General features: G+C 39.6%; 14 protein-coding genes. 13 read left to right on the top strand and 1 reads right to left on the bottom strand.

The genetic code is table 11. From position 1 onward, the window contains the following. Window positions 1-14: 14 nt before the first annotated feature. The 6 genes from HU823_RS16090 (at window position 15) to HU823_RS16065 (ending at window position 5935) form a co-directional block, all read left to right on the top strand. Window positions 15-665: a FadR/GntR family transcriptional regulator gene (locus tag HU823_RS16090; RefSeq protein WP_186320463.1), complete on the top strand. Its 651-nt coding sequence runs from the start codon at window positions 15-17 to the stop codon at window positions 663-665. 16 nt (window positions 666-681) lie between these two features. Further along, window positions 682-1536 (top strand): acetyl-CoA carboxylase, carboxyltransferase subunit beta, encoded by an 855-nt coding sequence (gene accD, locus HU823_RS16085; protein WP_144698648.1) that lies wholly within the window; start codon window positions 682-684, stop codon window positions 1534-1536. Between the two features lie 3 nt (window positions 1537-1539). Next, window positions 1540-2517 (top strand): acetyl-CoA carboxylase carboxyl transferase subunit alpha, encoded by a 978-nt coding sequence (gene accA, locus HU823_RS16080; protein WP_144698650.1) that lies wholly within the window; start codon window positions 1540-1542, stop codon window positions 2515-2517. Between the two features lie 118 nt (window positions 2518-2635). Further along, window positions 2636-3595, top strand: a complete 960-nt coding sequence (gene pfkA, locus HU823_RS16075; protein ID WP_144698653.1) for a 6-phosphofructokinase — start codon at window positions 2636-2638, stop codon at window positions 3593-3595. A 90-nt stretch (window positions 3596-3685) separates the two neighbouring features. Beyond that, a complete protein-coding gene (gene pyk / locus HU823_RS16070; RefSeq protein ID WP_137790652.1) occupies window positions 3686-5440 on the top strand; it encodes a pyruvate kinase in 1755 nt (584 codons plus the stop codon). A 99-nt stretch (window positions 5441-5539) separates the two neighbouring features. After that, on the top strand, window positions 5540-5935 hold the full coding sequence (locus tag HU823_RS16065) for an FxsA family protein (protein WP_144698655.1): 396 nt from the start codon (window positions 5540-5542) through the stop codon (window positions 5933-5935). Between the two features lie 300 nt (window positions 5936-6235). On the opposite strand, the gene ytvI is transcribed toward HU823_RS16065, so the two are convergent. Beyond that, a complete protein-coding gene (gene ytvI / locus HU823_RS16060) occupies window positions 6236-7354 on the bottom strand; it encodes a sporulation integral membrane protein YtvI (RefSeq protein WP_231607507.1) in 1119 nt (372 codons plus the stop codon). Window positions 7355-7406: 52 nt separating this feature from the next. Between ytvI and HU823_RS16055 the strand changes: the two genes are divergently transcribed. The 7 genes from HU823_RS16055 (at window position 7407) to pnpS (ending at window position 15027) form a co-directional block, all read left to right on the top strand. Further along, window positions 7407-7868 (top strand): DUF441 domain-containing protein, encoded by a 462-nt coding sequence (locus tag HU823_RS16055; RefSeq protein WP_144698659.1) that lies wholly within the window; start codon window positions 7407-7409, stop codon window positions 7866-7868. A 249-nt stretch (window positions 7869-8117) separates the two neighbouring features. After that, entirely contained in the window at window positions 8118-9233 is a 1116-nt protein-coding gene (citZ, locus tag HU823_RS16050; protein WP_144698661.1) for a citrate synthase, read from the top strand. A gap of 115 nt (window positions 9234-9348) precedes the next feature. Further along, on the top strand, window positions 9349-10617 hold the full coding sequence (gene icd, locus HU823_RS16045; RefSeq protein ID WP_066396762.1) for an NADP-dependent isocitrate dehydrogenase: 1269 nt from the start codon (window positions 9349-9351) through the stop codon (window positions 10615-10617). Between the two features lie 76 nt (window positions 10618-10693). Further along, window positions 10694-11632: a malate dehydrogenase gene (mdh, locus tag HU823_RS16040; protein ID WP_066396759.1), complete on the top strand. Its 939-nt coding sequence runs from the start codon at window positions 10694-10696 to the stop codon at window positions 11630-11632. 93 nt (window positions 11633-11725) lie between these two features. Next, window positions 11726-12202, top strand: a complete 477-nt coding sequence (locus HU823_RS16035) for a MaoC family dehydratase (RefSeq protein ID WP_144698663.1) — start codon at window positions 11726-11728, stop codon at window positions 12200-12202. 387 nt (window positions 12203-12589) lie between these two features. Next, a complete protein-coding gene (locus tag HU823_RS16030) occupies window positions 12590-13300 on the top strand; it encodes a response regulator transcription factor (RefSeq protein WP_144698665.1) in 711 nt (236 codons plus the stop codon). After that, window positions 13300-15027, top strand: a complete 1728-nt coding sequence (gene pnpS, locus HU823_RS16025; RefSeq protein ID WP_144698667.1) for a two-component system histidine kinase PnpS — start codon at window positions 13300-13302, stop codon at window positions 15025-15027. Before HU823_RS16030 ends, pnpS begins: the two co-directional genes overlap by 1 nt. The last annotated feature ends 189 nt before the right edge of the window (window positions 15028-15216 follow it).

Raw genomic sequence — 15216 nt, 5'->3', positions numbered from 1 at the left:
TAGAGGAGAGAGGAATGTCTGTCCAGCCTACCGAAAAAGTATATATAGAAATTCTTAAACAAATTAAAGCGATTATCGTTGAGGACGGTCTTCAAGCGGGTGACAAGCTCCCATCTGAAAGGGAGCTGAGTGACCGCCTGAAGGTTGGAAGGTCATCTGTTCGCGAAGCACTGCGATCTCTAGAACTTTTAGGTCTGATCGAGACAAGAAGAGGCGAAGGGACCTTTATTCGTGAAGCAACCGGACACCGGCTCGTTGAAGTGCTAGCTTCGTTCATCTTGAATGATAATAAAGCTAGACACGATCTTCAGGAAACAAGACATATTGTTATTAAAGACTGTGTGGAGCTTGCTGTACGCAGAGCTGAATCTGCCACTATCTCTAAACTGACAAATCTTATTGAACAGATGGATACGAACGAACAAGAGCAAGTTCATAGAGCTTGCAAACAATTCGAAAAAATTGTGATCCAAGCATGCGGCAATCATCTTCTTTATCGTTTATATGTAGAACTAACGGGTTATGGGTCTTCATTGCAACGAGCAAACTCGTACTGGTCACGAGCATTTTGTGAGGAAGTCCTGACACTTCTTCAATCAAAAGATGCTGTGAAGCTGACGAGTTTGTTATCAAAACAAAACGATGCTCTAAACGCAATCGAATAGGTGGTGTTATTCATTTATGATTAAAGGATTGTTTGTAAAAAAGAAAAAATATGCCACGATACCAACTGGTAAAGTTAAACAAGACGTTCCAGAAGGAATTATGAGTAAATGTCCAGAATGCAAGCACATCATGGTAACAAAAGAGTTAAGAAAAAACTTACTTGTATGTCAAGGCTGTCAATATCATTATCCAATGTCATCACAAGAACGAATAGCGGCTCTGATTGATGAAGGAACCTTTACAGAATATGATGCAGACATGATTTCTGGAAATCCTTTAGAGTTTCCAGATTATGTTGAGAAACTTGAAGGTGACCGAAAGAAAACAAAAATTAATGAAGCCGTTGTTACAGGTGCCGGTCAGATTGATGGCCGTGATGTAACATTAGCGGTTATGGATTCTCGCTTTAGAATGGGTAGCATGGGTTCTGTTGTAGGTGAGAAGATCACACGTGCGATCGAGCACGCGATCGATCAAGAAACACCGTTTATCATCTTTACAGCATCTGGCGGAGCTAGAATGCAAGAAGGCGTATTGAGTTTGATGCAGATGGCTAAAACGAGTGTAGCTCTTAAACGTTTGAGTGACAAAGGGTTGTTGTTTATCTCTATCATGACACACCCGACAACTGGTGGCGTTTCCGCAAGTTTCGCATCTGTAGGTGATTACAATTTTGCTGAACCTAAGGCTTTGATCGGGTTTGCTGGCAGAAGAATCATAGAACAAACGATTCGCCAGGAATTGCCGGATGATTTTCAGACAGCAGAGTTTTTATTAAAACACGGGCAGTTAGATAGAGTCATCCATAGAAGTGAAATGAAGAAAACATTGAGTACGTTAGTAAAGATTCATACAGAAGGGAGGGTGTAAAGCATGGCAGCAGAACTAGAATTTGAAAGACCGATACACGAACTGGAGAAAAAAATCGCAGAGCTTAAGTCATTTATGGATGAGAAAGATATTGATTTAACAGACGAGATCAAGAGGCTAGAAGAAAAATTGTCTAACCTTGAAAACAGTACGTATTCAGAGATGAAGCCATGGGATCGTGTTCAAATTGCCAGACATGCTGAACGCCCAACTACCCTTGATTATATTAACTATCTTTTTACGGATTTCATTGAATTACACGGAGACCGTCTCTTTGGGGACGATGAAGCGATCGTTGGAGGAGTAGCTTTTTATAAGGAACTTCCTATTACGATCATCGGACACCAAAGAGGAAAGGATACGAAAGAAAATCTTCGTCGTAACTTCGGTATGCCTCATCCAGAAGGCTATCGCAAGGCACTGCGTTTAATGAAACAAGCCGAGAAGTTTAATAGACCTATTATCTGTTTTATTGATACAAAGGGAGCATATCCAGGAAAAGCAGCTGAGGAAAGAGGACAGAGTGAAGCGATCGCTCGTAATTTAGTTGAGATGGCTGGGTTAACTGTTCCTGTTATTTGTGTTGTGATCGGAGAAGGCGGAAGCGGTGGAGCATTAGCGTTAGGTGTAGGAAATTACGTACACATGCTCGAGAACTCAACTTATTCTGTTATCTCTCCAGAAGGAGCAGCTGCCATTCTTTGGAAAGACGCTTCAATGGCAAAGAAAGCAGCAGAATCTATGAGAATCACTGCTCCAGACTTAAAAGAGTTAGGAATTATTGATGAGATTATTGAAGAAGTTAAGGGCGGAGCACATAAAGACGCTAAGCATCAAGCAGAATTGATCGACCAGGTTTTGGAAGATTCTTTACATTCTTTGCTGTCAATGTCACAAGAAGAGCTCATAAATCAACGCTATGAAAAATATAAAAAAATCGGACAATTTGGGTTTGTAAACGATTCCATTGTTGTTAAATAGGGAATGTGCCTTTCTGCTTAGGGAAAGGCGCATTTTTTTGCCTATTGTTGTCTATTGTGTTCAACATTTGAACATGATATTTTAATAAGACGAGAGAACTAGAGAGGTGAAATGTTTCATGAAGCGGATAGGAGTTCTAACAAGTGGTGGCGATTCACCAGGCATGAACGCTGCGATTCGGGCGGTTGTTCGAAAAGGAATCTACCATGACTTAGAAGTTTATGGGATATACAATGGTTATGCAGGACTAATTTCGGGGAATATTAAGAAACTAGAATTAGGATCTGTTGGAGATATTATACACCGTGGAGGCACGATGCTTCATTCAGCACGTTGTTTAGAGTTCAAAACACCAGAAGGACAACAAAAAGGTATCGAGCAGTTGAAAAAATTCGGTATTGAAGGATTAGTCGTTATTGGTGGAGACGGATCTTTCCAAGGTGCTAAGAAATTGTCTGAACAAGGTTACCCAACGATTGGTGTACCTGGTACGATCGACAATGACATTCCGGGTACAGATTTTACAATCGGTTTTGATACAGCTTTAAATACGATTATCGATGCGATTGATAAGATTCGTGACACGGCTACTTCACATGAGCGTACTTATATCATTGAGGTAATGGGACGTGACGCTGGTGACTTGGCTCTATGGGCTGGTCTTGCAGATGGTGCTGAGACGATCCTCATTCCAGAAGAAGATCATAAAATGGATCAAGTCGTACAAAAGCTGCAACGAGGACATGAGCGCGGTAAGAAACACAGTATCATAATTGTCGCTGAAGGTTGTGGAAGCGGCGTTGATGTTGCTAAAGAGATCGAAAGGCTTACAGACTTCGAGACAAGGGTTACGGTTCTGGGTCACATCCAACGTGGTGGTTCCCCTACAGCTTTTGACCGTGTACTAGCAAGCCGTCTAGGTGCGCAAGCGGTTGAACTTTTATTAGAAGGTAAAGCTGGGCGTACAGTAGGTATCGAAAATAACAAACTTGTTGATTATGACATTACAGAAGTATTATCTAGAAAACATTCAATAGATAAACAAATGTATAAATTATCACAAGAATTATCCATATAATCTGCTAATGCATCGTACGGCTGCAGTTTGACTGCAGATGCCTTACGATGCCTTTCTGCGAAAAAAGAAAACCAGGAGGCCATTTACATGATGCGCAAAACAAAAATCGTTTGTACGATAGGACCGGCAAGCGAAAGTATTGATAAGTTAAAAGAATTAATGAATGCTGGGATGAACGTTTCCCGCCTAAATTTCTCACACGGTGACTTTGATGAGCACGGTCAACGAATCATCAACATTCGTGAAGCTTCTAAAGAGCTTGGAAAAACAGTTGCGATCCTTTTAGATACGAAGGGACCTGAGATCCGCACTCAAACGCTTGAAGGCGGAGTTGCTGAACTTGTTGCTGGAAACGAATTGATCGTTTCTATGGAAGAAGTAGTTGGTAACGACAAAAAGATCTCTGTAACTTATCCAGGTCTTGTTGAAGACGTACATGTTGGATCAAGAATCCTTCTTGATGATGGACTGATCGAACTTGAGGTAACAGCGATCGGCGAAAAAGAACTGACTACAAAGATCTTAAACTCCGGTACATTAAAGAACAAAAAAGGTGTAAACGTACCTAACGTAAGCGTAAAACTTCCAGGTATTACAGACAAAGATGCAAAAGATATCGAGTTTGGCATTGAACAAGGTGTTGATTTTATTGCTGCGTCATTCGTACGTCGTGCAACAGATGTTCTTGAAATTCGTGAGATCTTAGATCGACACAATGCAAACCATATTCAAATCATACCTAAGATTGAGAACCAAGAAGGTGTAGACAATATCGATGAGATCCTTGCTGTTTCTGACGGTCTGATGGTAGCGCGTGGTGACCTTGGTGTTGAGATCCCGGCTGAAGAAGTACCTCTTGTTCAAAAAATGTTAATCAAGAAGTGTAACGAGCTTGGAAAACCAGTTATTACGGCAACTCAAATGTTAGATTCTATGCAACGTAACCCGCGCCCAACGCGTGCTGAAGCGAGTGACGTAGCAAACGCGATCTTTGACGGAACTGATGCGATCATGCTATCAGGTGAAACAGCTGCTGGTACTTATCCAGTTGAAGCGGTTCTTACCATGCATAAGATTGCAAGCCGTGCAGAAAGCTCGTTGAACTATAAAACATTATTATCTTCAAGAAGCAAAGAGAGCAAAACGACAATTACAGATGCGATCTCTCAATCTGTTTCCTTTACAGCTCTTAACCTAGATGCAGATGCAGTTATTACTGCTACTGAAAAAGGTCAAACAGCTCGCATGATTTCAAAATATCGTCCAAAAGCTCCTATTATCGCAGTAACAAGCAACGAAGATGTTTGCCGTAAGCTTGCACTTGTTTGGGGAGTAACACCAGTTAAAGGTGAAAAAGCTGGAACAACAGATGAAATGTTCCAAATTGCAATTGATTCAGCGCTTAAAGCAGAAGCTGTTCAACACGGAAACCTTGTTGTGATCACGGCAGGTGTACCAGTAGGTGAATCTGGATCTACAAACCTAATGAAGGTCCACATCATTGGTGATGTGCTTGCTAAAGCTCAAGGAATCGGACAATCATCTGCTTCAGGAAAAGTAGTTGTAGCTAAAACAGCTCAAGAAGCGATGGATAAGATGACTGAAGGTGCAATTCTAGTAACGGTAGGAACTGACCGTGACATGATTGGTGCGTTCGAAAAAGCATCTGCTGTTATTACAGAAGAAGGCGGATTAACAAGCCATGCTGCTGTATGTGGAGTATCACTAAGTATTCCGGTTATCGTTGGCTTACAAAATGCAACTGAAATCTTTAAAGATGGACAAGAGATTACGATTGATGCTTCTGTTGGATACATCTATGACGGAAGAAAGAACGTTATCTAATGATACGAAAAGAGAAGGGTGAAACCTTCTCTTTTTTGATTCGTAAAAAAGGAATAGGCTTGATTCCTTATTACATGTTTAATGAAAGCGGTGGTTTATTTGTTTCGTAAGCTTTTACCGATCTTTATTCTTATTCCTGCCATCGAAGTAGGACTCTTTATACTGGCTGGACAATATATAGGAATTCCAGCGACGATTGCTGGGATATTTATAACGGGTATACTAGGCGCTTATTTAGCAAAAAGAGAAGGTGTACAAACCCTTCAACGTGTGAAGGTGCAACTTGAGAGCGGACAGATGCCAGGAGAGGCAGTTCTTGATGGGGCATGTATCCTAGTCGGTGGAGCATTACTCTTAGCACCTGGATTTCTAACCGACATTCTAGGGTTCTTCTTACTTATCCCTCCACTAAGAAAGCCTGTGAAGTTGTGGATGAAAGCAAAACTCTTCCAAAAGATGCAATCAGGACAGTTTTACTTCATAAAAAGAAGGTAGAGTTACTAGTTACTGACAGAGTCAACATTGTAAATCATATGAGGCTGTTTTCTAAACGATTTTTGCTTTCAAGTCTGTTTGTTTACTCTTCTTTGACCGTTGATTGGAGTGAAAGGTGCGAGACTCCTGCGGGACAGGTGGGCAGGTGAGACACTTAAAGGCGCAAAGCGGCAAGTGGCTCACCGCCTGCCCCGCGGAAAGCGAGCAGCCTGTAATGGAAATCGACTACTTTCAAAAGCAACAATGAACATGAAAACAATCAAACAAAAAGAACGATGCTCACTTAGAGCATCCGTTCTTTTATTTGTGTATAGGCTTCATAACAAATTGATAGAGCTCATGAAAGAACTTTGCTTCATACAGCGCACGAATTACAACTAGGATAACAGGCCCGATGATAAGGCCGATAAACCCTAGAAGCTGGAATCCAGCAAATAAAGAAACTAGTGTCGCGAGAGGATCAAGTCCGATCGTTTGTGATAGAAGCTTTGGTTCCATGATCTGTCGCTGAATAACGACAACACCATACAAGATGGATAGTCCGATCGTTAGCGTGTAATTTCCTGTTAAGAAGCAGTAAGCGATCCACGGCAGAAAAACAGCACCTGTCCCAAGGTATGGTAGCAGATCGATCGCTCCGATCAGTACAGATATGGTTACAGCATAGTCAATACGCATCAACAAGAGACCTACTAATACGATACAAGCTGTTATAGAGATTAAGGTTAACTGAGCTTTTAAAAAGCCAAATAAAGCTTTTCGGAGTTCTACATATACGGTTGTGACAGTATGGATTAACTTTTCAGGGAAGAGCGCGTTAAGGAATCCTGTTAGACGATACCAATCCTTACTAATAAAGAAAGCAGCGAGAAGTGAAAAAATAAAAACCGTTAAAAAAGTTGGAAGACTTACGATCATTAGAGAGACACTATTAATCACGGCCTGTGTCATACTGGAAGCATTTGTGGTAATACCTGTTCCGATCTTCTCGATATTATCCATTACCGTTTCTTGCTGATCCGTTCCCAATTTGCTATAGATGGAGAGTAAATCTTGATATAAAGGAAGAACGTTCGTTTTAAAAGACCGTTCAAAATAAAAGACCAGCTCTTGAATATATGCGGGCAATTCATGTGCAATATAGGCAAAACCAGTCATCATCTCTTGAATCAGCAAGGTTAGTAACAAGACAATGACACCTAAAAGGCCTAATATAGAAAGAATGACGGCTAGAGCTCTATTCACTTTGAATCGATCCACGATAAAGTCTACAAAAGGATTGATCATCAGTGCTATGATTGCGCCTGCAATGAATGGATAAAGAATAGCGGAAACATAATAGCCAGAAAAAATAAGGGCAACAGCGAGGAATAGAATAAATCCTATACGCAACAAGCGATGTGTTAGTTCAGCATACAAATTTTTCACCTGCCTTTTCAGTACATATCATCTTTGAGAAAGGAATGAAACTATGGGACCTTTACTTTTTTTATTGGGGTTATTGATTATTGGCTTACTTGCAAAAAATCAATCATTAATCGTCGCAGTGGCATTTTTGTTAGTGTTAAAATTTACCGGTATGGGTGACAAATGGTTTCCTGCTATTCAGCAAAAAGGAATAAATTGGGGTGTGACGATCATAACGATTGCCGTATTAGTACCGATAGCATCCGGTGAGATAGGATTTAAACAGTTGTCTGATTCATTGCGTTCATATTATGCGTGGGTGGCTTTACTATCTGGAATTTTCGTTGCAGTGATCGCAAGTAAAGGACTTCATCTGCTTCAGAATGATCCTCATATTACGGCAGCTTTAGTCTTAGGAACGATCCTTGCTGTTGCTCTATTTCAAGGAGTGGCTGTTGGGCCATTGATCGGAGCAGGAATCGCTTATATGGCCATGAAATTAGTAGGATTGTTTTCAGGTTCATGACGGTTTCGGCACGAATTAAGTGATATCCGTTCACAAATATCAGATTATTGTTTATAATTGATATGTATGTCCCATTTCCTTTAAATAGTCTTTCATTTTTCAAGTCTCAGTTTCGAGATTAAAAAAGTTGGGAATGTAACCTTGAATCCAGCTTTTTTATTACAAGGAAAATGTAAGCTCTTTCTATTTTTTAAAAAGTGAAACAATTAAAGGAGAAGAGAGAATAACAGAAAAAAAGGAGAGATAGCCATGACAGCTACAAGAGGATTAGAAGGAATTGTTGCAACGACATCTTCTGTCAGCTCTATCATTGACGATGTATTAACCTATAGAGGATATAGCATTGATGACTTAGCTGAACATGCAACTTTTGAGGAAGTTGTATACTTGCTTTGGAATGGTAAACTGCCTTCCCAATCTGAACTAGAATCTTTTAAATCAGAACTTGCTGAGGCTAGTGAGCTGCCTGCAGAATTGTTGGAACAAATGAAATCGCTTCCTTTGAAGAATACACATCCTATGACTGTATTGCGTACAATCGTGTCGACATTAGCGATGTACGATCCAGAAGCAGAGGATATGTCTACAGATGGAAACTACAAAAAAGCCATCCGTCTTCAAGCTCAGATGTCATCACTCGTAACGGCATTTGCACGCATTAGGGAAGGAAAAGATCCGATTGCTCCTAAAAAAGAACTTAGCTATGCAGCTAACTTCCTATATATGCTTACAGGTAAAGAGCCTGATGAAATTTCTGAAACAGCTTTTAACAAAGCATTAGTTTTACATGCTGACCATGAGCTGAATGCATCCACGTTCACTGCACGTGTTTGTGTGGCTACTCTTTCTGATATCTATTCAGGAATTACAGCTGCGATCGGTGCTTTAAAAGGACCACTTCATGGTGGAGCAAACGAACAAGTTATGAAGATGCTTTCTGAGATCGGTGAAGAAGCAAACGTAGAATCTTACTTGGACAACGCGATTGAGAACAAACAAAAGATTATGGGCTTCGGTCACCGTGTTTATAAGAACGGAGATCCACGCGCAAAACATTTGCGTGAAATGTCTAAACAGCTAACATCTATCACAGGTGAAGAAAAATGGTATACGATGAGCGTTAAGATTGATGATACGCTGAAGCAGAAGAAAGGTTTGCTGCCAAACGTAGACTTCTATTCTGCAAGTGTTTATCACAGCTTAGGTATCGATCATGACCTATTCACGCCGATCTTTGCGATCAGCCGTGTTTCTGGCTGGATTGCACATATCTTAGAACAATACGAAAACAACCGTCTAATTCGCCCTCGTGCTGAATATATCGGACCTGACATGCAGCAATATGTTGCTTTAGAACAAAGATAATATAAAAAGGATAGGTTATATCACAAAAAGAGAAGGGATTCTTCTTCTCTTTTCCCTATGTTTTTTAGTAGACTAGTATAGTACATGCAATACAAGAATTAGGAGGAATTTAGAAATGTCTAACGGAGAACGTATTACAGTCGACAATGGTGTATTAAACGTACCAAATCAACCGGTGATCCCTTTTATCGAAGGTGACGGAACGGGTCCTGATATTTGGGCTGCTGCTTCACGTGTATTAGAAGCTGCTGTTGAAAAAGCATATAACGGTGAGAAAAAAATCGTTTGGAAAGAAGTATTAGCAGGAGAAAAAGCGTTTAACCAAACAGGTGAATGGCTTCCTGCAGAAACTCTTGATGTGATTCGCGATTACATAATTGCGATTAAAGGACCTTTAACAACGCCAGTAGGCGGAGGAATCCGTTCTTTAAACGTTGCTTTAAGACAAGAGTTGGATCTATTTACTTGTCTTCGTCCAGTTCAATACTTCAAAGGTGTGCCTTCACCAGTAAAACGCCCTGAAGATACAAACATGGTTATTTTCCGTGAGAATACAGAAGATATCTATGCTGGTATCGAGTATGCAAGTGGATCTGATGAAGTTAAAAAGTTGATTCAATTCCTACAAGATGAAATGGGAGCTAACAAAATTCGTTTCCCTGAAACTTCAGGTATCGGTATTAAGCCGGTTTCTTCAGAAGGTACACAGCGTCTAGTTCGTGCAGCGATTCAGTATGCAATCAACGAAGGACGTAAGAGTGTAACGCTTGTTCATAAAGGAAACATCATGAAATATACAGAAGGTGCTTTCAAGAACTGGGGTTATGAGTTAGCTGAAGCTGAGTTTGGTGATAAAGTATTCACGTGGGCTCAGTATGACCGCATTGTTGAAGAAAGCGGAAAAGATGCTGCAAACAAAGCACAAGCAGATGCTGAAGCTGCAGGTAAGATCATTGTTAAAGATTCTATCGCTGATATCTTCTTACAACAGATCTTAACTCGTCCAGCTGAGTTTGATGTAGTTGCTACGATGAACTTAAATGGAGATTACATCTCTGACGCTCTTGCTGCACAAGTTGGTGGTATCGGTATCGCACCAGGTGCTAACATCAACTACGAAACAGGACATGCAATCTTTGAAGCAACTCATGGTACTGCTCCAAAGTATGCTGGTCTTGATAAAGTAAACCCATCATCTGTTATTCTTTCAGGTGTGTTGATGCTTGAACATCTAGGATGGGGAGAAGCTGCTAAATTAGTACTTTCTTCTATGGAAAACACAATCGCGAGTAAGGTTGTTACTTACGACTTTGCACGCTTAATGGACGGCGCTACAGAAGTTAAATGTTCTGAGTTTGCTGACGAACTAATCAAAAACATGTAATCTAACTGACCCCTTTTTATAAGGGGTTTTCTCAACATCATTTATGCTTATTAAAACTGTTCCTGGAGGGAAAGACATGGCTAACAAACGAAAAAAGATTTCGGTTATTGGTGGAGGATTTACAGGAGCAACAACGGCTTTTATCTTAGGACAAAAAGAAGTTGGGGATGTAGTTTTAGTTGATATTCCTCAAATGGAGAACCCTACAAAAGGTAAAGCGCTCGACATGATGGAAGCAAGTCCTGTTCAAGGATTTGACGCGTCTATTACCGGTACTAGCGACTATGCAGATACAGCTGAATCTGATGTAGTGGTTATAACAGCAGGAATTGCTCGTAAGCCTGGAATGAGCCGTGATGACCTCGTGAACACCAACGCTGGAATCATGAAGAGCGTAACGAAAGAGATCGTTAAACATTCTCCTGATTGCACGATTATCGTATTAACTAATCCAGTCGATGCGATGACTTACACGGTATTAAAGGAATCTGGTTTCCCTAAAAGCCGTGTAATTGGACAATCTGGAATCTTAGATACAGCACGCTTCCGTACCTTTGTTGCTATGGAGCTTAACGTATCAGTAAAAGATGTTACTGGTTTTGTTCTTGGTGGCCATGGAGATGATATGGTTCCACTCGTACGCTACTCTTATGCAGGGGGAATTCCGTTAGAAAAATTAATCTCTAAAGAGCGTTTAGATGCAATTGTTGAGCGCACGCGTAAAGGTGGGGGAGAAATCGTTAATCTATTAGGTAACGGATCTGCCTATTATGCACCAGCTGCTTCCTTGGTTGAGATGGTAGAAGCGATCGTTAAAGACCAACGAAGAGTGCTTCCTTCAATCGCCTTCCTAGAAGGTGAGTATGGATATGATGGTATCTGTCTCGGCGTTCCAACGATTCTTGGCGGTGGCGGTCTAGAAGAAATCATTGAACTTGAGCTGACAGCAGAGGAGAAAGCAGCGCTTGATCAATCGGCTGAATCTGTTAAATCAGTTATGAAAGTATTAGCATAAGTGTGTGAAGAGTGTGTGAGAGATTCGGGCAAATTCCCGAATCTTTTCTCCTGTTAATAATGAAAGCGTTATCATCAAGAGGGGGGTCATTAAATGCTGATCGGAAAAAAACGAAAACTTGGAAGAAAAATAGATGAGATTCAAGCTGGTGAAAAATTAGAGATGCAAGAAACGATCGAAGATAAAGATCTTCTTTTGTATTTAGGCTTAACGAATGACAATAACCCATTATTCATTCAACACGATTATGCAACATTGACACCATACAAAAAGCCAGTCGTCCCTCAAGTAATGTTAATGGGAATGGTGACATCTGCTGTATCAAAATATTTACCGGGTCCTGGTAGTTCTATCGTGGAATCCAGTTTTACATTCATTAAACCTGTTTATCATTATTCGAAATTAACCTTTTTATTTGAAATCACTGAAGTAAATCGAGACAAGCATATTGTGCATATGAACGTTAGAGCGGAAAATGAGGAAGGGACCGAAGTGTTAAAGAGCATTTTGCAAGTTTGTCCTCCATATGCTCCAAAATCAATTACTTCTAATACGATGGAAAATTTTTAAACCTTTCATTTGAAAGGTTTATTTTTTTTTGTCCATACAAAACTGATAAGTTTGCTGTGTCCTCTAGAAATATACAACTATGATGAAAATGTACATAGGAGGCATTTTATTCGAGGTACACTATTAGATCCGTAGATAAGAACCTTATATCCGTAAAACTACCGATCAATTATGGATATAAAATTTTCTATCCGATTTTTCATCATAAACTACGATTTATTTCTATCATCACTCCATATTTAAGCGAAAAAACATTAATTAATCTTATCAATGTAAAGGGAATGTAAAGGATATGTAAATCCACTATGAAAATTTTGCGTTTTTTGTACACACTATAAAAAAAATAGTATGATGAATTTGTACAAGTCGTAAAAAGGTGGGAATATGATGAGCCAAAAGTTACTCGTAGTAGAAGATGAAATTTCAATCTCAACATTGTTGCAATTTAACTTAGAACAAGCAGGATTTCAAGTAGTTACGGCAATGGATGGCAAGAGTGGATTAGAAAAAGCGGAAAGCGAAGAACCTAATCTAATCATATTAGACCTTATGCTGCCAGAAATGGATGGAATAGAAGTATGTAAAGAACTCCGTCTAAGAAAATTAAATATTCCTATTCTCATGTTAACGGCTAAGGATGATGAGTTTGATAAGGTGTTAGGCCTCGAGTTAGGTGCGGACGATTATATGACGAAACCTTTCAGTCCAAGAGAAGTAGTTGCAAGGGTGAAGGCAATTCTCCGCAGGTCAACATCAGTCAATACAGAATCAGAAAAGAAAAAAGAAGAAGTAGAACACCTTAAAATTGGTGAAGTTGATATTTATCCGGAAAACTATGAAGCATATTTTAAGGAGAAAGCATTAGAACTTACACCAAAAGAATTTGAACTGCTCGTCTATCTTGCTAGACACAAGAGCCGTGTACTGTCGAGGGAACAGCTGCTTTCGGCAGTTTGGAACTATGATTTTGTAGGTGATACACGAATTGTGGATGTGCATATCAGTCATCTAAGAGAGAAAATCGAGAATAATACACGCAAGCCGATTTATATTAAAACAATAAGGGGATTAGGTTATAAGCTAGAGGAGCCTCAATAATGCATGATTTTAAAAACCGGGTACTTACCTTTTTCCTGCTCGGTATTTTATTGGTTTTTATTCTATTAGCTCTCATAATGGGAAACATTGTTCACCATAGTGTGAAAGATAAAAGGATGGCTTTTTATAAAGGTGAATTAAGTTTGATCGAACAAGTCCTTAAGACTGAAGAATCAAAACTAGTCATCATGAACCTATTGAGAACGGCATCTAAAGATCTAGATGGTGAAATTTATGTCCTCGATTCAGATTGGAACGTAAAATATACATCGGATACAAATAGTCCGAGAAACATGTCTATGTTCAAAAAGGAGAACGTGACGGATAGTGAGAAACTTGCTCAAAAGAATGAAAGCGGCAAATTATACTATACGTTAAAAAAGAAGGACGAGACGGGCTATATTCAGGTCGTCATACCTGAAGATGCAGCAGAATCTGAAGAGAGATCGATTTGGATCATGATGTCGATCGGTTTCCTAATCTGCTTTATCATCATTTTATACGTGTCTCTTAAAGTGATCCATAAGATTGTCAGACCTGTTGAAGAAGCGACTCAGACTGCAAAAGAGCTTGCAAAAGGTAATTTTAAAGCGAGAACCTATGAGTATTTTGGAGAAGATATCGGAGAGCTAAACTACTCATTAAACGTTTTAGCACGAAACTTAGAGAAAATGACAAAATCCCAAGAATCTCAGCATGATCGCTTAATAACATTGATTGAGAATATGGGAAGCGGACTTATTCTTATTGATAAAAATGGCTATATCAACTTAGTAAACAAAACGTTTAAAGAACTATTTAAGGAACATACAGATTATTGGACAGGTCATCTCTTCTATGAAGTATTTCCTTACACATCCATCAAGGATATTGTGAAAGAAACGTATTTAACTGAAAAAAAAGTGAGAAGAAATACGGTGATCCCTATTCACATCGATACGAAACATTTTGATGTCTATAGTGCGCCTGTCATGAACGCAAGAGGTAAGCTTAAAGGAATCGTGCTTGTTTTTCACGATATTACAGAGCTAAAGAAACTCGAGCAAGTAAGAAAAGATTTCGTAGCTAATGTCTCTCATGAACTTAAAACGCCGATCACTTCTTTAAAAGGTTTTGCTGAGACCTTATTAGACGGTGCAGGTGAAAATGAAGAGTATCGAAATAAGTTTTTAACGATCATGTTAAATGAAAGTGATAGGCTACAGGCGCTTATTCAAGACTTGTTAGATCTTTCGAAAAGTGAACAAGGTTTTCACCTAGAAACTCAATCAACTGATCTTGGTGCTTTAGTAAACGATACCTTTGAGATTCTTCAGCCGAAAGCTGAGAAGAAAGGTATTGTTCTATCAGTGGATGTTTCAGGTGAAACTGTTATGGATGGAGATTCACCTCGATTGAAACAAATCATCATCAACCTTGTTTCGAACAGCTTAACGTACACGCCTGCTGGTGGCCGTGTAAATGTAATAGTGGAAGAATTAAAAGACCATGTGAAGTTGCTGATCAAAGATACAGGAATCGGCATCAAAGAAAGTGAGATTCCTCGAATTTTCGAACGTTTTTATCGTGTGGATAAAGCGAGAAGCAGGAATTCAGGAGGTACTGGATTAGGGCTTGCGATCGTTAAGCATCTTGTAGAAGCTCATCATGGAACCATTGAAGTTCAGAGTAAGCCAGGAGAAGGCTCTCAGTTTACGATTCTGTTTCCGAAGAAATTTGAGTTGTAAGATTTACAATTCTTTTACACACTTGTTTTCTTTAGTTAACAGTTCAATCTTATGATTAAAGTATCCTTTTTCAGTACCCCCTTAGCGAGAGTCCTTTACGGATTCTCGCCTTTTTTATGGCCAAGGGCTCTTCTGTTCCTACTTTTTTGTTTCTGGTTGTCATCGTGATACAATAGATGATAGAAGAAA

Origin of the sequence: Fictibacillus sp. 18YEL24, from assembly GCF_015903855.1 — a bacterium.
Taxonomy (GTDB): Bacteria; Bacillota; Bacilli; order Bacillales; family Fictibacillaceae; genus Fictibacillus; species Fictibacillus phosphorivorans_C.
Note: the sequence above shows the minus strand (reverse complement) of the source record. Positions and strands in the feature narration are given on the sequence as shown.